The following is a 22,776-nucleotide window of genomic DNA, read 5'->3' as shown; positions in this document are numbered from 1 at the left end:
CCGTCGCCGACGGCCTCACCTGGCGTTACACTGTTACACATGACGCCTATTCGTCACAACCGTTCGGACAACGACGCCGTGCTCGACGCGGTGCGCGACTGCGTTCTGGCCGTCGGGGTCCGCCGCACCACGCTGACCGACGTGGCCCGTCGCGCCGGGGTCTCCCGGATGACGCTGTACCGACGATGGCCCGATGTGCGCTCGCTGGTCGGGGACCTCATGACCCGGGAATGGGTCGACGTGGCCACCGGCGCCGTCCTCGGGCACCGTCCGGACGTCACCAGCCGGGACCGCATGGTCGACGGACTGGTGGCGGGGGTACGCGCCTTCGGCGAACACCCGCTCTTCCGGAAGATCGTCGACGTGGACCCCGAACTGCTCCTCCCCTATGTGCTGGACCGCCGTGGAGCGAGCCAGGTGGCGCTGCTGGAGCTGCTGGCCGGCAGCCTGCGCGAGGGGCATGCCGACGGCTCGGTGCGCACCGGTCATCCCGAACGGCAGGCGCGCTCTGTACTCCTGATCGTCCAGTCCTTCACCCTTTCCCTGCGGACCATGACCGACGAGGACGACCCCGACCTCACCTCCGAGGCCCTCCTCGCAGAACTGCGCGACATCCTGGAGAGGATCCTCACACCATGAACGCCCTCACCGGACCGGCCTCCGTCTCGTCCCTGTCCGCAGAGCGCCGCGTCCGCGACCTGACCGAGACCGTGGGCGGCCCGGTCGTCGACGTCCTGGTCGTCGGTCTCGGTGCCACCGGTGCCGGGGCCGCCCTGGACGCCGCGGCCCGCGGTCTGAACGTGGTGGCCGTCGACGCCCACGACCTGGCCTTCGGCACCTCCCGCTTCAGCAGCAAACTCATCCACGGCGGGCTGCGCTACCTCGCCTCCGCCCAGTTGGACGTCGCCCACGAGAGTGCGGTCGAACGCGGGGTGCTGATGCAGCGCACCGCCCCCCACCTGGTGCACGCCCAGCCGTTCGTCCTGCCCCTCACCCCCCTGGTCTCCCGGGGTCAGGCCGCCCTGGCCCGCGCCGGTTTCCGGGCCGGCGACGCCCTGCGGCTGGCCGCCCGTACCGCGCGGGCGACCCTGCCCGCGCCGCGCCGGATCTCGGTGACGGAGACCCGCCATCTGGCCCCCGCCGTACGGGGCGACGGGCTGCGGGGCGGCCTGCTGTCCTGGGACGGCCGGCTCACCGACGACGCCCGCCTGGTGACCGCCCTCGCCCGCACCGCCGCCGCGCACGGGGCTCGCGTCCTCACGCGGCTCCGGGCCTTGGACCTGACCGCGTCCGGCGCCCGGGTCCGCGACGAACTCACCGGTGAGGAGGGCGAGATCCGCGCCCGCGCGGTGATCAACGCGTCCGGAGTCTGGGCCGACGGCCTCGTCGACGGCATCCGGATCCGTCCCTCACGCGGAACCCACCTCGTGCTGCGCCCGGACAGCCTCGGCCCGCTTCCGGCCGGCCTGCACATCCCGATCCCCGGGGAGAACAACCGCTTCGTCCTCGTGCTGCCCCAGGACGACGGCCGGGTCTACGTCGGGCTCACCGACGAATCCGTGGACGGCGGCATCCCCGAGGTCCCCGAGGCGCCCGAGACGGACATCGGCTTCCTCCTCGACGTCCTGTGCTCCGTCCTGGACGTCCCGCTGCACCGAGACGACGTGGTCGGGGCCTTCGCCGGACTGCGCCCCCTGCTGGACACCACGGCGGCCGGCGCCGGCACGGCGACGAGGACCGCCGACGTCTCACGGCGGCACGCGGTCCTGACCTCGTCCGAGGGTGTCGTCACCGTCGTCGGCGGCAAGCTCACCACGTACCGGCGCATGGCCGAGGACGCCGTCGACACCGCCGTCCGCGTCCACCGGCTGCCGGCCCTGTCCCGCACCGCGTCCCTCCCGCTCGTGGGCGCCGCACCGCCGCACGTCCTCACCACCCTGCCCACGCCCCGCCGCCTGGTGCGGCGCTACGGAACGGAGGCACCGGCCGTCCACGCCCTCGGCGCGCGGGACACCCGGCTGGGCGAGCCCGTCCTGCCCGGACACCCGGTCACCGGGGCCGAACTGCTGTGGGCCCTGCGCCACGAGGGAGCGCTCGACGAGAGCGACCTGCTCGACCGCCGCACCCGCATCGGTCTCGTCCCCGCCGACCGCGCGGCGGCGCTCCCCGCCGTACGCGAACTCCTGGACGACGCCCTGCCGCAACGGAGTTGAGACGCGCCCTCCCCGGGCGGGCGGGGACCGCCGTCAGCTCCTGTGGACGCCGACCTCGCGCAGGGAGTAGCCCCAGTCGGTCCCCCGGTCCAGGAACCGGACACGGACGTGGCGGGCCGGTTCCGGGGAAGCGGGCCGTGTCGAGGCCGCCGTCCCCGGAGACCGTGGACCAGGCGGTCCGCCAGTTCGAGCCGTCGGTGGAGAGCTCGATGCGGTAGGAAGTCCCGTACGCGCGCTCCCAGTCGAGCGTGACGCGCCCGACCTCCCGGGTGGAACCGAGGTCGATCCGGAGCCACTGGTCGTCGCTCCAGTCGCTGGCCCAGCGGGTGCCCCGGTCGCCGTCCACCGCCCGGCCGGGCGCGTAGCTGGTGAACGGGTTCCACTCGGCCGAACTGCCGGTCGCCGGGGCGCCCTCGGCGAGGTTGCCCCCGCCCGGTGCTGCTCGGAGGCGCCCCAGGTGTCGAGGTAGGACTCGGCGCCCCGGAAGAGGTCGTCCACCACGTCCTGGCCGCCGACGCGCCGGATGTCCTCGATCCAGTCGGGGACGAGTCCGTGGTGCGCGGCCCCGTCGGTGTTCAGGTCCCAGGTGCGCTCACCGGTGGTCTGCCGGTCGATGACGGACCCGCCGTCCACACTGCGGAAGGGATACGTGACGGGGTGGGGCGCATCGGCGCCGCGCGGTGCGGACCAGCCGCCGACGCCGTTCATGTCGGTGCCGTAGCCGTAGCCCGCGCCGTGCCTGTCGCGCACCGCCTCCGTGCGCCGCGCCTTCTCGACGAAGTCTTCGGAGCCGTGCATGTACTGGGCGACGAAGCCGCCGAGGCCGTAGACGCGCTCGGTCCAGTTCAGGTCCATCCAGCTGTGCGAGGAGAGTGCGCCGGGGTACGACTCGGCCTCGAAGAGGTCGAGCACTCTGCCGGTGGCCTTGACGCTCATGTGGTCGACCTCGAGCATCATGTTGCGTTTCATCATTCCGCGCACGGCGTACTCACCGAGGTCGGTGAGACCCCGTACATTGCACTGGGCGTCCTCGTCGTAGGCGGGGACCTTGACGCCGGCCGGCAGTTCCTCCTCGGCTCCGGGTGCGGCGGCCAGGCCGATGGGGTTGTCATGCTGGGGCCCCGTGCACTTCTCGGTCCGCCAGAAGGTGCCGGTCGACAGGAACTGTCCGACGTTGATCGCGGTGCCGAGCGCGCCCTCGTCGAAGCGCACCCCGCACAGTGCGTTGTCGAACTTGTGGCACAGGAACATGCTGCGTACGCCGAGGTCGTACAACTCGTCCAGCCCGGCGTCGATGTCGTCCTTGTCGCACTGGGCGATGTCCAGGACCTGCTTGCAGCCGAACGGCTCGGAGGTCTCCACACCCAGGACGACCGCGAGCTTGCCCTGCTCGACAACCTGACGGGCCTGGGCACTGTCGGTGACGATCCGGAACCAGCCCTTGCCCGTGCCGCCGTACATCCTGTCGATGTACGCTTGCATGTCGTAGGTCAGCTTCGCCTGCAACCGGATCGACGTCATCTCGTCGCAGCTGCGGTCCTTGAAGAAGTACACGGAGCAGATCACGCCGTTGGTGACGAGGTCGTTCACCAGGACCCGCTGCCCGCCGCGCCAGGCCCGCTCGATCCAGGCGTAGTAGTTCTGCTGGTGGGTCAGCGAGTCGTGGGCCGGCCAGTCCTTGAAGGTGGGCCAGCCGACGGGATCGTGCCTGCCGTCACCGCCGTTGGTGAGGAAGTCGAAGATCGCGAGCGAGCCGTCGGGGTAGTGCTCGGGACAGTCCTTGAGCGCGTCGGCGATCCCCTTCTCGGAGAAGGGCTTGCCGCAGATGAGCCGACCACCGAAGGCCTCGTTGGACATGATGTGGTTGTGCGCGTCGACGAACCCGCGGACCTCGCCCCGCGCGTTGGTATCGGTGAACGGCTCGCCGGTGACACCGATCCCGGAGTCCGGCGCCGGCCGTGCGGTCGGCGCCCACCAGTCGCCGTCGGCCGCGGAACTGGACGTGGGGCCGAGGTACATCATGGTGAGCACGAGCAGAAGCAGTGTCACGAGGGCGACTCGGCGGCGTCCGCCGCCGTACCGGCGTCGAGCGGTGCTCACGTCCCACGTCCCTCCGTCAGCGGCACGGCACGTTCGGCCCACCGGGCGGTCCGGGCCGGTGACCCGGGTCCACCCGATTGTCATGACCAGAACAAGGCGTGCGCCGAGCATGGCTACTGGCGCGTAGGGAGTCAAGAGTCCGGGACGGACGGCGGTGGAGCGGACCCGGGATGGGCGCATGGCGCTATCACCGCGAGAGGGCGCGGCCCACGCGGCAGGAGACCTACCGGAACGGTGTCCGCAAGGCCGTGTACCGCGACCCGACGGGAACGAGATCGGCTGCGGCGGCGCCCCGGCCTGAGAACATGCGTCCGTGTATGCGGGGCGAAGTCCCGGCCGGTTACCGCTCGGCCCCCGGTTCGTAGCGCAGCGAGATGGCCCGCAGGACGTCCGCGGAGGACACGTCCGTGCGGCCCGCGTCGTGCACTTCGGCGAGTTGCACGAAGGCGAAGGTGAGTGCGGAGGTGATGTGAACGATGGCGGGCCCCAGCTTCTCGGTGACGATCTCCGCCACCTCGCGGGCGTTCGCGTCGGCCGGCAACTGGATGTGCGGCAGCATCTCTTCGAGAAGCTTGGAGACGGCTCCGCTCCTCACCACCTCGGCGTCCGGGTTCTCTCGGAGTTGCCGCCGCATCTCGAGGGCCTCGGTGAGGATGCCGACGCCCCGCTGCATGATCTCGCGCTGCTCCATGGGCACAGCCTAGGGTCTTTCCCAGCGCGCTCCGGTGCTCGCGTCCACCCGTCCGTGCCCACCCCGCGGAACCTGCCCACGCATTCGAGTTCCGATTATCGTCTGTTGCAGCCGAATATGAGCATTGACTCCCCAATTGAATCCCCAAGGGAGACATCGAGCGTTACCGCCTTCGCCCGAGTGACTGCCGCGCCCCCGGTGACCGCCCGGTGGCGGTGTCCGGACCGATCGCCGGGCGGTCACCGGGACGAACACCTTCGGCAGCGGGTCGGAGGGAGGGGTGTGGGCCTCACATCGGTGATGGCGGGCGCGCACCGGCCTGCCGACCGGTGCGCGCCCGCCATCACCACCCGAACGGGCGTGTCCTGATGAGCGCGCGGCCCGCCGCGGCCTGCGCGTCCTGCGGCCGTGTGTACGGCACCGGCTCCCCAGGACCGCGTTCACCTGCGCAGTGACCCGGCGTCCCCCATGACGATCACCGGGTGCTGCGCGGGGTCGAGCGCCAGCAGAAGCTGTCTCATGTGCGGTTCCTCCAGGCTCACACAGCCCTGGGTGGGCCCTTGGTGGTCCACGTGCAGCCAGATGCCGCCGCCCCGGTCGGCGCCGAGCGGCCGTGTCCGATCGAGCGGTGAGGTGCCCGGGACGCGGTTGTAGTCGATCGCGATGACGTAGTCGAAGGACCCGGCGAGCGGCTCCCCCACGAAGCCCGTGCCGCCGATGGCGAATCCCGATGACTCGTCGTACGGCAGCAGGGTGCCCGGGTCGGGCAGCAGCCCTCCCGCGTCGCTGAGGGTGAACACGCCGATCGGCGAACGGAGGTCTCCCACCCGGTGGTCGTCGGTCCAGCCGTTGAGGGCGTTGCGGGCGGGCCATGGGGTGCCCGCCCGCCACCCCGAGGCGGTACGCCGGTACAGCACGGCCTCGGAGCGGTTCGCATTTCTGCCCGTGCCGGTGACGACGACGGCCTGGCGGGCGTTCTCGGGGATCAGCGCCAGTGTCCGGGGGCCGAGGCCGCCGAGCGGGGCGGGTGTCTCCGGGTGCGCGCCGGCGTCGGGCCTGCCCTGTGCGGTGCTCTCGACGCCGGGGGCTCCGGTCTCCGGGGATCCGACCGCGGGTGGTCCGGCCGCAGGCGGTTCGGCCGCCGGTGGCGCGGCCTCGGGCGTGACGGCTGGGGAGGTGGCGGCCGTGGGTGCGGCGACCGTCGGGGACTCCCGCGCCGTGCTGCCGGTGATCGCTCCGCAGCCGGTGAGGACCGCCGTCACCAGGAAGGCGACGGCCGACATCTGCAGCCGTCCGCGTACCCGGACGAGGCCGGCGGCCCGTCGGCCGCCCCGGGACGGAACTCGGGGGCGCCCGCGATGCGGACCTTCGATCGATGAAGCCATGGGGATCGATGAAGCCATGGGGTTCAGCCTGACTTCGACTTCGCCAAAACGCCTCGCACCCCGCGCGAGTCCGGGCAACGTCCCCCATCTGCGCCGTGGCGGTCTCTCATGACCCGGTGAGGATCGCGGCGATCGCCGCGCCCACACCACTGACCACGCCCACGACCGCCGCGGCGACGCACCGCATCCGGAGCTGCTGGTAGCGGTGTTCGTACTCGCCGCGGAGCTCGGCCGCACGGTCGCAGATCCGGACGAGTGAGGCGCGGGAGGACGCGATCCGGTCGGCGGTGTAGAGGTGCTCCACGTCCTCGCGCTGTGCGGTCGTCAGCCACGGCAGTTGCTCGGTGAATCGGCCGGCCCGCTGCCGGGCGTCCTCGAGCTCGGCCGCCCACAGCAGGTATCCCTCGAGCTGGTTGAGGCCTCGGGCGCTGTCCTGGATGGGGTTCACTTGCTCCTCCACGCGCTGGGCGGTGAGATCACTTCTGCTGCTCCCCGGGGGGCCTGGATCGCGGAGGTTTCCGGACGGTTGACCTCCCTGTCGTACGCCGCGATCTCCGGGTGGTGCAGGTCGAACGCCGGGGATTCGGAGCGGATCCGCGGCAGGGTGAGGAAGTTGTGCCGCGGTGGCGGGCACGCGGTGGCCCACTCCAGGGAGCGGCCGTAGCCCCACGGGTCGTCGACCTCGATCTTCTTGCCGTACTTGGCGGTCTTCCAGATGTTGTAGAAGAACGGCAGCAGCGACATGCCGAGCAGGAACGAGGCGATCGTGGAGACCGTGTTCAGCGCGGTGAAGCCGTCGGCCGCGAGGTAGTCCGAGTAGCGGCGCGGCATGCCCTCGGCGCCCAGCCAGTGCTGGACCAGGAAGGTGCCGTGGAAGCCGATGAACAGCGTCCAGAAGGTGACCTTGCCGAGCCGCTCGTCGAGCATCTTGCCGGTGAACTTCGGCCACCAGAAGTGGAAGCCGGCGAACATCGCGAAGACGACCGTGCCGAACACCACGTAGTGGAAGTGCGCCACGACGAAGTACGAGTCGGTCACGTGGAAGTCCAGCGGCGGCGAGGCCAGGATGACGCCGGTCAGCCCGCCGAACAGGAAGGTCACCAAAAAGCCGATGGACCACAGCATCGGCGTCTCGAAGCTCAGCGACCCCTTCCACATGGTGCCGATCCAGTTGAAGAACTTCACCCCGGTGGGGATGGCGATCAGGAAGGTCATGAAGGAGAAGAACGGCAGCAGCACGCCGCCGGTGGCGTACATGTGGTGCGCCCACACCGTCACCGACAGACCCGCGATCGCGATGGTGGCGCCGACCAGCCCCATGTAGCCGAAGATCGGCTTGCGGGAGAAGACCGGGACGATCTCGGAGACGATGCCGAAGAACGGCAGCGCGATGATGTACACCTCGGGGTGGCCGAAGAACCAGAACAGGTGCTGCCACAGCAGCGCCCCGCCGTTGGTCGCGTCGAAGATGTGCGCGCCGAACTTCCGGTCGTACTCGAGCGCGAACAGCGCGGCGGCCAGCACCGGGAAGGCCAGCAGCACCAGCACGCCGGTGAGCAGCACGTTCCAGGTGAAGATCGGCAGGCGGAACATCGTCATGCCGGGGGCGCGCATGCAGATGATGGTGGTGATGAAGTTGACCGAGCCGAGGATGGTGCCGAAGCCCTGGAGGGTCAGACCCATGATCCACATGTCGGAGCCGGCGCCCACCGAGCGGACCGCGTCGGACAGCGGGGCGTAGCCGGTCCAGCCGAAGCTGGCGGCCCCGTCCGGGGTGAGGAAGCCGCCGAGCGCGATCAGCGAGCCGAACAGGTAGAGCCAGTAGGCGAACATGTTCAGCCGCGGGAAGGCGACGTCGGGCGCGCCGATCTGGAGCGGCATGATCCAGTTCGCGAATCCGACGAACAGCGGCGTCGCGAACATCAGCAGCATGATCGTGCCGTGCATCGTGAACGCCTGGTTGAACTGCTCGTTCGACATGATCTGCAGACCGGGCCGGGCGAGTTCGGCGCGCATCACCAGCGCCAGGATACCGCCGAGAACGAAGAATCCGAATGACGTCGTGAGATACAGCGTGCCAATGGTCTTATGATCGGTTGTAGTCAGCCATGCGATGACGACTTTTCCGGGGTGCTTGCGCCGGACCGGCAGTTCGTCCACGTAGGTGGCCGACTCGACCAAGTCCGACGCATTGTGCACCGCCACTGTTCCGCTCCTTGCTCATGGGCTCAGGATCCCTCCGGCAGGATTCCGCACCCGCGGCCGTAGTGGTAAGACCCGTACTCGGCGCGTCGCGGTGTGTGCCGGTCGGTCGGCGGCCCACGCACCGGTCGAGACGACCCTTCAGGACTCCGGGACGACCCGCCAGGTGGCGGGGGCCGTTCAGCGCACGGACCCGTACCGCAAAGGGGGTCCGCGTTCCGGGATGCTCCGCCGGTGCGGCACAGGCCGCTGCCCGCGACGGGGGTCCCCGCGGCGTCACTGCTGTGTGTGGTCGACCTGCACCGGGTCGAACGCGATCCAGGTGCGGGCTCCGTCGCCGGCCCACCCGACCTCGATCGTTGCCTCGTCCACCCGGGTCTCCCGGACCGCCTCCCCCAAGGGCTCGGGGTCCGGTGCGGCGGTCAGGCTCGCCAGGCTGACGTGGACGGACGTGCCGTCGGACCGGCCGGTCAGCCGTGGTACCCGCGCCCAGCGGGTGAAGGCCGTGCCCTGGGGTGCGCGGACGAGGCCCGGGGCGGGATCGTCCCAGCCGTACGGGCCGTGCAGGGACGAGAGCAGCGGCTCGTCGGGGCCGATGGCCCAGCCGGTGTGGGTGACACGGGAGTCCGCCGGTGCCCCCACCACCCGGTGCACCCGCAGCTCGTGGCGGCCGTGGCCACCGTGACGCTCTCCACCCGCAGGCCCGGCACCATCGTCGGGCCGTCGACGAACATCGGCCGGTGCCAGGAGGCCGCCCAGCCCCATCCCTCGCCGTGTCCGGCGCCCAGCGGGTGGAAGCGGCGGCGGACACTGGGCCGGCCGCCGACCACCACGGACAGGTGGTGGGCGGCGATGTTCCCGGGCGCGGTCGGGCCGGTGCGGGTCGAGTAAGCCTGGCGCCCGTAGTACGGGGCGCCTCGGCCGCCGACTCCGCCTGGGCCGACTCCGCCTGGTAAGGACTCACATGGTGGCTGCCGTGATTGTGCAGTCGGACGACTCCGTCGGCCCGGGTTGCCTGGACGAGCAGTCCGGGCGCGGGCAGGGCGAGCACGCGGTCGCCCTCCTCCACCGGCGCGGGCTCCTCACGGTCCGTACGGAGGGCGTGGCCGGCGGGGGCGGGCAGCGCGACGAAGGCCTTCGACGCCCGATAGTGGTGACGCCGGGTCCGAGTAGGGCTGCAGCACGGCGTCGTGCGGGCCGTGCCGGCCGAGGCTCAGCAGTCCGTCGTCGGTCAGCGCGCCCCGCAGCCATTCCTCGGCGCGGTCCCGCACGTCGGGGTCGAGGTTCTTCCACAGCCAGAAGGTGGCCAGGCGCAGGCCGAGGGCGATCGACGCCGACTCGACCATGGGCTGGCCCTGCGTCGTGAAGTCGAGGATCAGCGGCCAGGACTCGGTGTCGTCACGGCCCGGGGTACGGGTGCCAGCGGCGAGTCCACTCGCGTAGCGCTCCAGCCGGCCGTGGGGGTCGTCCCCGTCCGTGCGGCCACCCGGAACGCGGCGGCGAGGAACGTCCTCGCGTATCCCTCGAGACCGTCGGAGCGCACGCCCGAGCGGGAGGGGAGCCCCGGCAGGTCCAGCAGGGCGTGGCCGGGGTGCTCCAGCGCCAGGTCGCCGTGAGGAGCCCGTCCGCCGCGGCCTCCCCGTGGGCGCGGGTGCAGCCGGTGTGCGGGCTCAGGTCGCGGTTCTCGGCGGGCAACTCGAACGGGACGCTCATGCGAGGAAGGCCAGCCTTTCGCGTCGTACGGGGTGGAGGAAGCCGTCTCCGGCGGCCCAGCGCGCGATCTCGGCGAGCGCGAGATCGGCCAGGCGGCGCAGCTCGTTGCCCTGGGATCCGGCGAGGTGGGGGGTGAGCAGGACGTGCTCGCACTGCCACAAAGGGTGGTGGGGCGGCAGGACTTCGGGGTCGGTGACGTCGAGCACGGCACGGATGCGGCCGGCCAGCGCGGCGTCGGTGAGCGCGTCATGGTCGACGACGGCGCCGCGGGCCGTGTTGATGAGTACGGCGCCGGGCCGCATGGAGTCGACCAGTTCGCGGCCGACCAGCCCACGCGTCGCGGGCAGCAGCGGGGTGTGCACGCTGACCGTGTCGGAACACCGGAACAGCTGCGCCAACTCCACGCGGCGTACTCCGAGTTCGGCCGCTTCCCGGTCGTCGACGTACGGGTCGTACAGCAGGACGTCGAGGTCGTGCGGGCGCAGCAGTTCGATGACGCGACGGCCGATGAGGGAGGCGGACAGGATGCCCACGGTGCGGCGGTGGTTACCGGTGGCGCGGTCGGGGCGCAGCCAGTCGGGCCGGGTCCGGGTGGTGCGGTAGTCGCGCGCGCTCTCCAGGACCCGTTTGCCGGTGAGCAGAATCATGGCGAGGGTGTACTCCGCGACCGGCACGGCGTTGGCCGCGGCGGCGGAGGAGACCTCGATGCCGCGCTCCCAGCAGGCGTCGGTGACATGGCCGCGCACACTGCCCGCGGTGTGCACGACGGCCCGCAGGCGGGGCGCCGCACGCAGGACCTCGGCGTCCAGGGGAGGGCAGCCCCACCCCGTGACCAGCAGGTCGACATCGGCGAGCACGCCGCGCGCGTGAGGCGTGGTGAAGTCGTCCAGCACCGGAAGGGGCGCCGGATCGCACAGCGCGGCGAGGGCCGCCTGCGAGTCGGCGTCGAGGACGGCCGCGGCGACGTCCGGGGACATCGCCAGCGCCGCACGGGTTCGGAAAGCGGGGCCGGGCGTGTGCTCGGTCATGGCGGGGTCAGGACTCCTTCGACCACCGGCGGTGGCTGTGCGGAACACGGGAATCGTCACCGTCCGACCGGCGGACGGTCAAGAGACCGGTCGGGAGAAGGCAAAGCGGTCGAACGTCAGTCGGGGTGCCGCGATCAGCCCGCCGCGGTCACCTCGACGGCGAGGTCGTTGTCGACGGTGTAGTAGGGGCGCAGGGTGGCCCCGCCGACCGCGGACGCCGGGTACACGCACACCTTCTTGCGGTCGGCCACGTCGTCGAGGAGCCGGCCGATCCGGACCAGCGGGGCGTCGGCGGCAGGCCGGAGGAAGGCGTCCCAGACCTGGTTGGCGGCCGCCGCGGCCGCCAACTCCGCGAAGGGCACGGAGAAGTCGAACGCGTTGCCCTCCGCCCGCGGCCGGTAACCGCGCATGGTGGCCCTGTCTCCCCGAAGCCGGAGCAGCACCTCTGCCCCGTCGGTGAGTTCGGCGCCGTGCAGGCGCGCGCGGACCGTCATCGCACCGTCGGTGATGTCGAGCCGGCAGGCCTCGGCGTGGGCGGTACGCAGCCAGGCCCGGACCGCGAGGAAGCCGTCCTTCGTGGCATAGGGCACTCGGACCGCCACCGGGGACGGTCTGACCCGAAGTGTTCCGTCGACGAGCGCGCGCAGGTCCCGCGGGCCGGGACGCAACCGTTCCCGTCCGGCGTCCGGCTCCCTCAGCAGATACGCGTCCCAGCGGCCCTCCGCGAGTTCCGGTCGCGGTGCGAGCACCGCCCGGACGTCTCCGTCGTCGCCGTGGGGTTCGAGGCCGAGAAGGTGTGGTGGCCGCTCCGGCCGGTTCTTCTTCGGCTGTGGGACCAGTGCCAGTCGAGGGCGGCCGGGCGATCGGAGCCGGAGGCGGAAGGTGATCCGGCCGTCGGCGTCAGCGGTGCAGTGGGCGCGCAGGTCGTCCGTGTCCCGCTGGGTACTCATCGGCGTCCCTTCCGGAGGGTGCGCAGCGCGTCGGACGCGGCGGCGCGGGCGAGGTCGGCGGCGGCGTGGCCCTGGCCGGCCAGGGTGCGGTGTTTGCGGCCGTCCTCCGGTGTGAGGCGCTGCCCGGCGCTTCGGGCCGCCACGGCTTCCCGGACCAGGCGTTCCGCCTGCGCCACGACGGGGCCGGGGGCGTAACGACGGGCGTTGTCGAGGGCCGCCCTGCCCATACGGCGGCGCAGTTCGTCGTCGCGGACGAGGTCCAGCAGGGCCGCGCCGAGGGCGGTGGCGTCCCCGACCGGCACCAGTCTGCCGTCGACTCCGTCCTTGATGATCTCACCGGGCCCGTAGGGGCAGTCGGTGCTGACGACGGGCAGTCCGCACCGCATCGCCTCGACGATCGTCATGCCGAACGACTCGAAGTTGGACGCGGCCACGCCGATCGAGCCCTTGACCCACTCCGCCTCCATGGGGGTCGCCGCGCCCATGAGGAAAACGTTGTTCCACAGGCCGAGCGACTCGATCAGGCGCCGCAGCCCGGCCTGTTCCTCGCCCTTGCCGTAGATGCGCAGCTGCCAGTCCGGGTACTCGGCCGCGACCCGGGCGAACGCCTCGATGATCAGGTCGTACCGCTTCACGGGGACCAGTCGGCCGGCCGCGATCACCAGCTTGGCGGTGCCGTCCGCGGCGGGCAGCTCGGGGTCGGGGACGCTGTTCGGGAGGGCCTCCACCCGTACCCCGGGCAGCCGCATCTTGCGCCGGTAGGCGCCGGCGTCCGCCTCCGTGACGGTGGTGAGCACGTCGAGCCGCGGGTAGACGCGGCGCAGGACGGTGCGCAGCTTCGGCGGATGGTTGTCGAGGGTGAGGTGTTCCTGGCCGACGCGTACGACGTGCCGTGGGGCCTGGAGCGCGAGGTGCACGTTGAGTCCCGGCCGGGTCCCGATGACCACGTCGGCGTCGATGCCCTCCAGGCACTCGGCGATCCGCTGGTCGGTCAACTCGCTGTACTGCTGGTAGCGGTACTCGGCCGAGGGGAACACCTTTGCCGGTCCGCGGTACCGGGGGTCGTCCTGTTCCCGTCTGAGGTCCACCAGGGCCCGCAGCCTCACTCCGGGGTGTGGGGTGAGGTGGGGGTGCTCCCGGTGCCGTAACACGGAGACGATCTCCACGTCGTGGCGCTCGGCCAGCGCCGCCGCGAGGTTGAACGTGGTGGTGATCGTGCCTCCGATCCCGTAGGCGTTGTGGATCAGGAAAGAGATCTTCATGGCGGACTAGACCGCCTGAAGTGTTCAGAAGTTGTCTGTTCTGGTCACTTTTTTGGTGTCGGTTTCACCTTGTCACTGCGGGGGAGGGCCGGCCGAAGGACTCGGGGCGCCCGATGACTTGATCCGCAGGCCGGGGCGGCGCCGGTGCACGGTCAGATAGGTCAGTCCCTCGTCGCCGGCGGCGAGACTCCGCGTGGAGCCGTGCGGCAGCCAGAACAGGGTGCCCGCGCGCAGGGGCTGCGTGCCGTCGGGCGCGGTCAGCGAGCCCTCGCCCGCCAGAACGAGCAGGAGGACGTCGAGGTCGGGCTCGCGGTGGGTGTCGACCCGCCGGCCGGGCGGGATGCGTACGACGTTGGCGTCGAGCTGCCGTCCCGACTCCGCGAGCCGCCACAGGGCGCCTGGCGCATCCTCGAGCGCCGCCAGCGCTGCCGTGTCGCACAGCGTCCGCGGCAGCGGGGGGCCGCCGTCGTGCTCAGTGGTGGTGGCGTCGTCGCCGTCTGCCGTCATCGGGTGTCACCGTCCTGTGCCCGGGGGCCCTCAAATAGGAATCTAGCATGCGTATTTGCCATCTCAGGAGGGCAGGGCGGCGAGCCGGTCCGCGGAGACCGCCACGAGCAGTCGCGAGGCCGCCCCCGGCCGCTCGCGCACCTCACGGGGGGTGGGACGCCACGCCCGTGACGGTGGTGGCGCAGCAGGAGCATCGTCACGTCGTCGTCGGGCGGCAGGCCAACGTGCTGGGCCAGGTCCTCGCGCAGCAGCAGGGCCGTAACGCCAATCACCGCGGTACGGCGCCGGCCGCCGACGAGTCCGGCGAAGGCGGGGCCCCGCGACACGAGGAGCAGCATGCCCACACCCGGTCCGGCCACCATGTCCGCGGACGCCCCCGCCTTCAGACCATGCAACGGTCACCGACCCGTCCCGGCCCCCGCATCGGACCTTCGCCCAACCGAGCCCACCTCGTCCGGAGCCTGCCGGAGTGCTGCTCGCGCCACCGGTGCGGCATGTGCGTCCGGTGGGGCGAAGGGAGGAAGGAAAGTGCGAAAACGTCGGCCGTCGGGCCACTGGTCTTCGGATTTTGCGCTGTGCGATGATCCTGTCGGGGTCCTGGTGCGAGTCGGCTGTGGTGTCGTCGGCGGGCTCCCGCACCGGAGAGGAACGAACGGACGTGACCGCGCAGCGACCGGAGAACGGCGAGACGCCGGAGGGCGGGGACGGAGTGCCGTCCCCGCCGGACGAGGTCTGGCAACGGTTCCTCACGGACAACGAGCGTGCCATTCGCTCCTCCGCCCCCGTCGAACCCTCCGCGCTGCAGCGGGCGGCGGGGTGGCAGCCGCAGCCGGCGCGCGCCGACGCCCGTGGCGACACGGAGGGACAGGGGGACGACACGACGGCCTTCGTCGGTGACCTGTGGCACCCCGAGGACCCGTGGGAGGGGCCGTCGTGGCGTGATCTGGACGGCAGGGCCAGAGTGCGCCGGGTCTGCCGGGTGATCGGCACGGCCGCCGCGATCGCGGTGGCCCTGGGCGCCTGGTCCCTGCTGTCCACCGGCACGGGCGCACCGCGCCAGGGGCCCGGCGACACCGTGCTGCAGCAGTCGGAGGACATCCCCGCGGAGCTGCCCACGGCGACGTCGCTGCCGACCGGACTCGCCTCCCCCTCCCCGACCACGTCGGCGGTCCGCTCGGGCTGACGCGCCGCCGCCGGCCCTCGTGCCGGGCGGCGGGCGGCGCGGCACCGCTCAGCCGCCCAGCGCCGACAGGACCACCGTCCTGGCCTCCTCCTGCACCCGGCGGAGGTGGTCGGGACCCTGGAAGGACTCGGCGTAGATCTTGTACACGTCCTCGGTTCCCGAAGGGCGTGCCGCGAACCAGGCGTTGGCCGTGCTCACCTTGATGCCTCCGATGGACGCGCCGTTGCCGGGGGCCTCGGTGAGCACCGCGGTGACCTTCTCCCCCGCGAGGGTGGCGGCGGTGACCTGTGCCGGGGAGAGCTTCGCCAGGCGGGCCTTCTCCTGCCTGGTCGCCGGGGCGTCGATCCGCTCGTAGGCGGGCTCACCGAAGCGCGCGGTGAGAGCGGCGTAGTGCTCTGAGGGGGTCTTTCCGGTGACCGCCGTGATCTCGGAGGCGAGCAGCGCGAGGAGGATGCCGTCCTTGTCGGTGGTCCACACCGAACCGTCGCGGCGCAGGAAGGAGGCGCCGGCGGACTCCTCCCCGCCGAAGCCGAGGGTGCCGTCCGCCAGTCCGTCCACGAACCACTTGAAGCCGACGGGCACCTCGACCAGTTCGCGCTTCAGGTCTGCGGCGACGCGGTCGATCATCGCGGACGACACCAGCGTCTTGCCCACGCCGGCCCCGGACGGCCACTGCTCGCGGTGTGCGTAGAGGTAGTTGATGGCGGTGGCGAGGTAGTGGTTGGGATTCATCAGGCCCGTGTCCGGGGTGACGATGCCGTGCCGGTCGGCGTCCGCGTCGTTGCCGGTGGCGATGTCGAAGCGGTCCCGCTGCGCGATGAGAGAGGCCATAGCGTGCGGCGAGGAGCAGTCCATGCGGATTCTGCCGTCCCAGTCCAGGGTCATGAACCGCCATGTGGGGTCGGTGAGCGGGTTGACCACGGTGAGGTCGAGGCCGTGCTGTTCGGCGATGCGGCCCCAGTAGGCGACGGACGCCCCGCCCAGCGGGTCGGCGCCGATCCGGACGCCGGCCGCCCGGATCGCGTCCAGGTCCAGCGCACTGGGCAGATCGGCGACGTACGTCCCCAGGAAGTCGTGGCGGCCGGTGCCGGGGGCGGCGAGGGCACGGGCGTAGGGGATGCGCCGGACGTCCTTCAGACCGCCGCGGATCAGGGTGTTCGCCCGGTCCTGGATCCAGGTGGTCGCCTCGGAGCCGGCGGGGCCGCCGCTGGGCGGGTTGTACTTGAAACCGCCGTCGGCGGGTGGGTTGTGGGACGGGGTGACGACGACGCCGTCGGCGAGGCCCGTGGTGCGGCCCCGGTTGTGGGTGAGGATCGCGTGCGAGACCGCGGGGGTCGGCGTGTATCCGTCGGCGCTGTCGATGAGCACGGTGACCCCGTTGGCCGCGAACACCTCCAGGGCGGTGACCCTGGCCGGCTCGGAGAGCGCGTGGGTGTCGGCGCCCAGGAAGAGGGGGCCGTCGGTGCCCTGACCCGCGCGGTACTCGCAGATGGCCTGGCTGGTCGCGGCGATGTGGTCCTCGTTGAACGCGCCCGTCAGGGACGAGCCGCGGTGCCCGGACGTCCCGAACGCGACGTGCTGCCCGGCCTCCTCCGGGTCCGGGTGCACCGCGAAGTACGCCGTGACCAGCCGAGCGACGTCGACGAGATCCTCGGGCCGGCCGGGCCACCCGCTCGCTCGTGCTGCATGTGCCCACTCCTTGGCAGGGATTGATTCTGCGCTTGCGAACCCATCCTTCCTCTTCGAGGCCGCACCGCGCGAGTGGACCCGCCCGCCCCCGGGTCAGATGCGTCCGCCGGTCATCCGTGTGAGAGGACCCCGGGTGTGGCGTTCCGCACGGCGGCCCACCACGTAGGACGCGGTGCTCAGTACGGTCAGGCCGGCACCGACACCGGCGGCGACGAGCTTGCGGTTCGAGAGGACCGTCCAGGCGGTCACCGCGGTGGCGGCGACCTGACCCGAGGTGGCGACGACCGCCCTGCGGCCCGCCTCGACTCCCCTGGCCGCGCTCTGCACGGCGCCGTTCGCCGCTCCGGCCGCGCGCTCGGCGCCCGACTTGGCCGCTGACGCCGCGTCACCCGCCTTGCCGGCGGCGCCTGAGGCCACCCGCTCGACGGGGGCGGTCGCCTTCTCCGTGGCGTTCCGGGCCTTGGACGCGGCGGTCCGGGTGGAGGTGGTCTTCTGATTCGGGCTCTTGTTCTGTTCACTCATGGACACCGACTTGCCGCTGATTCCCGCGGCAAACCCGCCCGGTCGTTCGGGCCGGGCTGCACGGGCGACGCCGGAATGCGTTCCAGGACACCGCCCGCGAACACGTCGTACAGCGGCAGTGTCTCCAGGTGGACGTAGCCGATGTGGCAGTCGCAGCTGGTGAGGGGGCAGGCGCGGGGACCCAGTGCCTGTCGGTAGGTGCCGTCGTAGAGGTTGCCCAGCTCGGTGCGGACGAAGTGGCAGCGGCGGACCGTGCCCTCGCCGTCGACGGAGATCACCGACTCCCCGGTGCGGCAGAGCCGGCCCGCACTGGCGTGGGGGTGGCGGCTGTAGCCGAACAGCGGATCCAGTGCCGTCCACACCTCCGCCTCGGCGTCGTCGTACGTGTGGCCCTCGGCGGCGTTGACCCACAGGTACACCTGGTCCGGCAGTTCGGCGCGCAGCCGCCGGGCGGATTCCAGGTGCTCGGGCAGGCCGACGATGCCGACGCTGAACCGGACGCCGAGGCGGGTCAGTTGGTGGCACTTGGCCAGGAAGCGGTCGTACGGCGTCTGCCCCGGGTGGTACGTGCACCACAGGGCGAGGGTGGCGAGGTCGGCGTCGGCGAGCCAGTCGGTACGGCAGCTGAGGTTCGTTTGGATGGCGACCCGGCGGATGTGGGGCCGGTGGGAGAGTTCCGTCAGGGCGCGCCGGTACCAGGAGCGGACCAGGCCCTCACCCCAGGGGGTGAAGAGGAGGGAGAGGCGGTCGCCGGCCTGCGCGGTGGCCCAGTGGGTGAACCGTTCCAGGGCGGCGCGGTCGGCGCGCAGTTGCTCCCGGCTGTCACGGCGCTTGGCGAAGGGACAGTACGGGCAGTCGTAGTCGCACGAGGCGAGCGGGCCCCGGTAGAGCGCGGTCAGGTCCATGAGCCGGTTCTCACTTCCGCTCGTAGGCGGCCATGGCGGCCCGTACGGCCGGGGAGAACAGCTCCGGGCCGATGGCGTCGGAGTGGGCCAGCCCTTCCGGGGTCAGGCGCAGCACCGGGGTGCGCGGGTCGTCGTCCGTCAGCCAGCCGCGGTCGGCGAGCCGGGACAGTTCGGTGCCGAAGTCGTCATGGGGCGTGGTGCCGAACCGGGCCCGGTAGTCGGCGGGGTGGAGGCCGTCCACCTGGAGCAGTGACTGGATGAGGTGGCGCCGGCGGGCCTCGTCGGCGTCGATGGGCCTGCCGTACTCGGCGCGGGCCAGGTCGGCGGCCGGGCGGGAGACGTAGTCGTCGATGATGCCGCGGATCTCGTGCATGCCGACGGCGTAGTCGAAGGAGTAGTGCAGGCCGGCGGTGTACGAGCGGGCGCCGCAGCCGAGACCGATCATGCCGTCGGTCTGGCAGGCGTAGTCGTCGGCGCCCTGCGGTGGGGCGTCGGCGCGGCGGAACATGCGCATGGACTGCTGGGTGTAGCCGCGGGCGAGGAGATGGTCGCGGCCCAGGCGGTAGAGGCGCAGCCGCTGCTCGTCCCAGGCCGGCTCGGCTCCCTGAGTGCGGCGGCCCAGGCCGGTCAGGGGGCGTATGTAGAGCGGGTAGAGGTAGAGCTCCTCGGGGTGCCAGGCCAGGGCCGCGTCCAGGGAGCGCAGCCAGGTCCGCCCGGTCTGGCCTTCGATGCCGTAGATCAGGTCGATGTTGAGTACGGGGATCCGGGCGTCGCGGATGCGGCTGAGGGCCGCTTCGACGTCGGCGCGGCGCTGTGGCCGTACCGCGGCGCGGGCCTCGGTGTCGTCGAAGCTCTGGACGCCGAGGCTCAGACGGGTGGTGCCGCGCGCGGCCAGGACCTCCAGCCGGTCGGCGGTGGCCGTGGCGGGTGAGGCCTCCACCGACAGGGGGGCGGCGCGCAGGTCGGCGCCCATCCGGTGTTCGGCGATGTCGCAGAGCCGCTCGAGTTCGGCGGCGGTGAGGAAGGTGGGAGTGCCGCCGCCGAAGGCCGCCGTGGCGAACCGCACGCCGTCCCGCTCTCCGAGGGCCTCCCGCACGGCGGTCGCCTGCCGGTCCAGGGCGTCCAGATAGGCGCCGGTCAAGCCGTCCGGGGCGCCGATGCGGGTGAACAGGTTGCAGAAGCCGCAGCGGACCTCGCAGAACGGGATGTGCAGGTAGAGGGAGAGCGCGTCCTTGGGTTCGGTGGCCCACAGGGTGCGCAGCGGCGGGCGGTCGGGGAGCTTCCGGTAGGCGGTCTTGTGCGGGTAGGCGTAGACGTAGCTCTGGTAGGGGCTCGCCGGGTGCGTGCCGTCGGTGCGGGGATGGGGACTGGTGGCGGTGGTCATCGGGCGGCCTCGGCCGGGGTGTGGTCCAGGAGGAAGTGGGCGTAGGGAACGGTCCACACGGAGGGGTGGCCGATGCGGTGGCCGGTGTACCCGTCGTCGCCGTACGCGGTGCCGTGGTCGGAACAGACGACGACGAAGCAGGGGCGTCTGCTGCTCGCGGCGGCGAAGAGCCGGCCGATGTGCCGGTCGACGTACTCGAGGGCGGCGGCGTGCGTCGCGCGGGTGTCACCGTCCTCCCGGGTCGCGCCGGGCAGGTGGAACCAGTTGGGCTGGTGCAGGGCGGCCACGTTGACGAAGAGGAACAGGCGCTGTTCGTCGGGCAGTTCCCGTACGACTTCTTCCGCGCGGGTCACCTGGGCCTCGAAGGACGTGGGTGAGGTGACACCGAACTCCGGTTCCCAGTGGGACTCCTGGAACATGCCGGGCAGTACCGAGCCGAGGGGCCCCCGCTGGTTGAAGAAGCCGACTCCGCCGATGCACACCGTACGGTAGCCCTCCTTCGCCAGGCCCGACACCAGGTCCGGGGTGTCGTACACGAAGGTGCCGTCGGCGGTGGTCTCGCTGCCGGCGAAGCGCGCCGCGAACAGGCGGGGGTGCGGGCCGGGGGTGGCGGGCGTCGGCAGGAAGCCAGCGAAGATCGCCTGGTGCGAGGCATAGGTGAAGCTCCCCGGGGCGTGCCGCTCCTCCCACCGCCCACCGGGCAGCAGACGGGCCAGGTTCGGGGTGCGACCGGTGGCGGCGAGTGCGGCGGCGACATCGTGGCGGAGGGTGTCGAGCGTGACGAGCAGGATGTCGTGGCTGCCGACGATCGCGTTCATGTCTGGCACGTTCATGTCCGGCACGTTCATGTCAGGCGCTGGCATGGGTGGTTCCCGTTCTGTGCTGCTGCTGGTGCTGGTGGTGCGCGTCATACACGTCATGCGCGTCATGCGGACGATACGAAGGATTCGGGGGTCCGAGGCCGCCTCCGAGGCCGGTGCGGCGCAGGACCGCGGCGATCTGGGCCGCGTAGGTGCCGAGGCCTTCCGCTCCGCTGCCCGGCAGGCCCGTGAGGCGGGGCAGCAGGTCGCCGAAGGCGTTGACCTCGCCGACCGCGAACCGGCGCCAGCCGATTGCCGGGAGCAGGTCGACGCCCACGCACAGGGTGTGCGGGAAGCAGGCCGCCGCCCGTTCGCACAGGGCGAGGACGTCGGTCCACCGCCCGCCCGCCGCCCGTACGGCGTCCCGGACCGCGTCGAGATCGCCGCGGCTGCCGCCGAGGTGGAGGTTGGTCAGCGGTGAGCTGCTGGTGCGCACCACGGCGTGGGTCGCGCGGCCGGCCACCACCACGATCCGCAGGTCGGTGACGCGGCCCCGCAACGAGGCCTTGGGCAGCCAGCGTTCGAGGTGCAGACCGTCCGGGGCAAGCGCGTCCACGATGGCGGCGATGTCCCGTTCCCGTTCGTAGCGGCGCACCTTCAGGGAGTTGAACAGCGCTCCCTCCGGGGCGAGTTCGACGGAAGTGGTGGCACGGATACGGCCGTCCGCCGACGACTCGACGGCGAGCACGCCGGAGGCCGAGGAACCGTGCGCGAGTTTGACGAAGAGCCTCGGCATCCGGTGCCGGCGCATGAGCGCGCGTACGTCGTCCCAGCCCCGGACGGGTTCCGCGGCGGCTCCCGAAGTGGGCGACCAGGGTACGGGCACGTCCGCCGCGGCGAGGGTGGCGTGGCAGCGCCGCTTGTCGAAGAGGACGGCCAGTTCGTCGGGGTCGTCGAGGCGGACACCGCCGCGCAGTCCGCGCGTGGCCCGGGTGAATCGCGCGTACCAGCGCGCCGAGCCCTCGACCCTCGTGGGGTCCTGGGCGTCCCGCAGCAGCCGGTCGACTTCCGGGTTCTCACCGGGCGAGTCGAGCCGGACGATCTCGTCGGCCGGGAAGTCCGCTCCGTCCGAGCGCAGGACCGCTACCCAGGGCACGACGCGCGGTGCGGGCAGTCCGGCCGCGCGGACGGCGTCGGCGAAGAGGGTGATCCTGCGGTTCTCCGGGTTGCCGACGACCGCGAAGCGCGGCGCGGGACCGGCCCGCCCCGGATCATTCCCCGACGGCGACATAACGGTTCTCCGGACTGTACTGGTTGCGCCGGGCGGGAGTGAGGCCGAGGTCCGGGACGTGCGGTGCCATGGCCTCGCGCACGCGGTGGGCCATCTCGTCGCTCATGAAGTGGTGTCCGAGGTCGAGCGCCCGCAGATGGGTCAGCGGCTGGCCGGAGAGCAGCGCGGTTGCTCCCTCGTCGCCGAGGGTGCCCATGCTCAGGTCCAGGGAGTCCAGACCCGCGACGACGGGCGCGGCGGCCACCGCCGCGGCGATCTCGTCCTGGATGTCGCTGTTGCACAGGCCCAGGTGGCGCAGCCCGGGACTGCGGCTCAGCCCGGTCAGCAGTGCCCGGACGTCGGCGGCGGTGCAGTCACCGCCGTACCAGCTGGTGCCCAGCCACAGCTCCAGGTGGTGCAGGGCGGGCAGCTCGCAGGCCGCCAGGGCGCGCACCGGCTCGGGGGCCAGGCCGCCGGACTCGACGCGCAGCCTGCGCAGCGCCGCGTGTCGCAGCGGCTCGATCACCAGGTCCTCGGAGCCGCGCAGGCCCAGCTCGCACAGGCCGGGCCAGGCGCGCAGCACCCGGCTGACGTCGCCCTGTTTGATCCAGGAGATCTCCGTCTCCTCGGACTCGACGTCCGCGAGGAACACCGCCCGCAGTCCGGGGAACCGGTGTGCCTCGGCCGTGAGCAGGTCGAGGACGGGGCCGATCCCGTCTTCGTCCCACTCCTGCCACCAGGCGCCGATGACCAGGGCCACGACCTCGTCGGTACGGACCCGGTCCAGGAACCGGTTCCACCGCTCCTCGAACGGGACCTCTCGTTCGTCCCATTCGGCCGTCAGTCGCCAGGCGACCGAAGCGGGAGCGGGGAGGCTCGGGCCCGCGCCCTGCTCGGCGTCGTCGTCGGCGAAGACGTGCACGGGCAGGTCGTGGAAGCGCGTCAGGTGGGAGGGGTAATAGGACACGCGGT

The 22,776-nt window shown here is 72.0% G+C and carries 17 protein-coding genes and 3 pseudogenes; 3 read left to right on the top strand and 17 right to left on the bottom strand.

Translation table 11 applies throughout. The features are described 5' to 3' along the window. Window positions 1-39 precede the first annotated feature (39 nt). Window positions 40-639: a TetR/AcrR family transcriptional regulator gene (locus WJ438_RS36540; protein WP_406728982.1), complete on the top strand. Its 600-nt coding sequence runs from the start codon at window positions 40-42 to the stop codon at window positions 637-639. Further along, the gene (locus tag WJ438_RS36535) at window positions 636-2,213 is read left to right on the top strand and encodes a glycerol-3-phosphate dehydrogenase/oxidase (RefSeq protein WP_406728981.1); all 1,578 of its coding nucleotides are present in this window, start codon (window positions 636-638) and stop codon (window positions 2,211-2,213) included. The genes WJ438_RS36540 and WJ438_RS36535 overlap by 4 nt, the downstream gene beginning before the upstream one ends. Window positions 2,214-2,246: 33 nt before the next feature. On the opposite strand, the pseudogene WJ438_RS36530 reads toward WJ438_RS36535, so the two are convergent. The 10 genes and pseudogenes from WJ438_RS36530 to WJ438_RS36485 form a co-directional block, all read right to left on the bottom strand. Beyond that, window positions 2,247-4,232 (bottom strand): annotated as a pseudogene (locus WJ438_RS36530) (discoidin domain-containing protein). Window positions 4,233-4,653: 421 nt separating this feature from the next. Beyond that, window positions 4,654-5,004: a hypothetical protein gene (locus WJ438_RS36525; protein ID WP_406728980.1), complete on the bottom strand. Its 351-nt coding sequence runs from the start codon at window positions 5,002-5,004 to the stop codon at window positions 4,654-4,656. A gap of 440 nt (window positions 5,005-5,444) precedes the next feature. Then, window positions 5,445-6,287: a hypothetical protein gene (locus tag WJ438_RS36520; RefSeq protein WP_406728979.1), complete on the bottom strand. Its 843-nt coding sequence runs from the start codon at window positions 6,285-6,287 to the stop codon at window positions 5,445-5,447. A gap of 208 nt (window positions 6,288-6,495) precedes the next feature. Further along, a complete protein-coding gene (locus tag WJ438_RS36515) occupies window positions 6,496-6,837 on the bottom strand; it encodes a hypothetical protein (RefSeq protein ID WP_406728978.1) in 342 nt (113 codons plus the stop codon). Continuing rightward, the gene (gene ctaD, locus WJ438_RS36510) at window positions 6,834-8,594 is read right to left on the bottom strand and encodes a cytochrome c oxidase subunit I (protein ID WP_406728977.1); all 1,761 of its coding nucleotides are present in this window, start codon (window positions 8,592-8,594) and stop codon (window positions 6,834-6,836) included. The genes WJ438_RS36515 and ctaD overlap by 4 nt, the downstream gene beginning before the upstream one ends. Before the next feature lie 273 nt (window positions 8,595-8,867). Continuing rightward, window positions 8,868-10,304: pseudogene (locus tag WJ438_RS36505) on the bottom strand (DUF2264 domain-containing protein). Further along, the gene (locus WJ438_RS36500) at window positions 10,301-11,332 is read right to left on the bottom strand and encodes a hydroxyacid dehydrogenase (RefSeq protein ID WP_406728976.1); all 1,032 of its coding nucleotides are present in this window, start codon (window positions 11,330-11,332) and stop codon (window positions 10,301-10,303) included. Before WJ438_RS36500 ends, WJ438_RS36505 begins: the two are co-directional and overlap by 4 nt. A gap of 134 nt (window positions 11,333-11,466) precedes the next feature. Next, window positions 11,467-12,282: a transferase gene (locus tag WJ438_RS36495; protein ID WP_406728975.1), complete on the bottom strand. Its 816-nt coding sequence runs from the start codon at window positions 12,280-12,282 to the stop codon at window positions 11,467-11,469. Continuing rightward, complete coding sequence (locus tag WJ438_RS36490; RefSeq protein WP_406728974.1) at window positions 12,279-13,544, bottom strand: glycosyltransferase family 4 protein; 1,266 nt, start codon at window positions 13,542-13,544, stop codon at window positions 12,279-12,281. Before WJ438_RS36490 ends, WJ438_RS36495 begins: the two co-directional genes overlap by 4 nt. Window positions 13,545-13,616: 72 nt before the next feature. Further along, on the bottom strand, window positions 13,617-14,051 hold the full coding sequence (locus tag WJ438_RS36485) for a cupin domain-containing protein (protein WP_406728973.1): 435 nt from the start codon (window positions 14,049-14,051) through the stop codon (window positions 13,617-13,619). A gap of 658 nt (window positions 14,052-14,709) precedes the next feature. On the opposite strand from WJ438_RS36485, the gene WJ438_RS36480 reads away from it, so the two are divergent. Then, entirely contained in the window at window positions 14,710-15,234 is a 525-nt protein-coding gene (locus WJ438_RS36480; RefSeq protein ID WP_406728972.1) for a hypothetical protein, read from the top strand. A 48-nt stretch (window positions 15,235-15,282) separates the two neighbouring features. On the opposite strand, the pseudogene pgm reads toward WJ438_RS36480, so the two are convergent. The 7 genes and pseudogenes from pgm to WJ438_RS36445 all read right to left on the bottom strand — a co-directional run bounded on the left by pgm (window position 15,283) and on the right by WJ438_RS36445 (window position 22,771). Continuing rightward, window positions 15,283-16,922, bottom strand: a pseudogene (pgm, locus tag WJ438_RS36475) (phosphoglucomutase (alpha-D-glucose-1,6-bisphosphate-dependent)). A 94-nt stretch (window positions 16,923-17,016) separates the two neighbouring features. Next, on the bottom strand, window positions 17,017-17,445 hold the full coding sequence (locus WJ438_RS36470) for a hypothetical protein (protein WP_406728971.1): 429 nt from the start codon (window positions 17,443-17,445) through the stop codon (window positions 17,017-17,019). Beyond that, entirely contained in the window at window positions 17,442-18,350 is a 909-nt protein-coding gene (locus tag WJ438_RS36465) for an STM4011 family radical SAM protein (RefSeq protein ID WP_406728970.1), read from the bottom strand. Before WJ438_RS36465 ends, WJ438_RS36470 begins: the two co-directional genes overlap by 4 nt. Window positions 18,351-18,360: 10 nt before the next feature. Further along, window positions 18,361-19,734 (bottom strand): STM4012 family radical SAM protein, encoded by a 1,374-nt coding sequence (locus tag WJ438_RS36460; RefSeq protein ID WP_406728969.1) that lies wholly within the window; start codon window positions 19,732-19,734, stop codon window positions 18,361-18,363. Then, window positions 19,731-20,552 (bottom strand): STM4013/SEN3800 family hydrolase, encoded by an 822-nt coding sequence (locus WJ438_RS36455; RefSeq protein WP_406729918.1) that lies wholly within the window; start codon window positions 20,550-20,552, stop codon window positions 19,731-19,733. Before WJ438_RS36455 ends, WJ438_RS36460 begins: the two co-directional genes overlap by 4 nt. A gap of 31 nt (window positions 20,553-20,583) precedes the next feature. Then, the gene (locus WJ438_RS36450) at window positions 20,584-21,825 is read right to left on the bottom strand and encodes an STM4014 family protein (RefSeq protein ID WP_406728968.1); all 1,242 of its coding nucleotides are present in this window, start codon (window positions 21,823-21,825) and stop codon (window positions 20,584-20,586) included. Further along, window positions 21,806-22,771 (bottom strand): STM4015 family protein, encoded by a 966-nt coding sequence (locus WJ438_RS36445; RefSeq protein WP_406728967.1) that lies wholly within the window; start codon window positions 22,769-22,771, stop codon window positions 21,806-21,808. Before WJ438_RS36445 ends, WJ438_RS36450 begins: the two co-directional genes overlap by 20 nt. Between the last annotated feature and the right edge of the window lie 5 nt (window positions 22,772-22,776).

The sequence above is a fragment of the Streptomyces sp. GD-15H genome, assembly GCF_045291515.1.
Taxonomy (GTDB): domain Bacteria; phylum Actinomycetota; class Actinomycetes; order Streptomycetales; family Streptomycetaceae; genus Streptomyces.
Note: the sequence above shows the minus strand (reverse complement) of the source record. Positions and strands in the feature narration are given on the sequence as shown.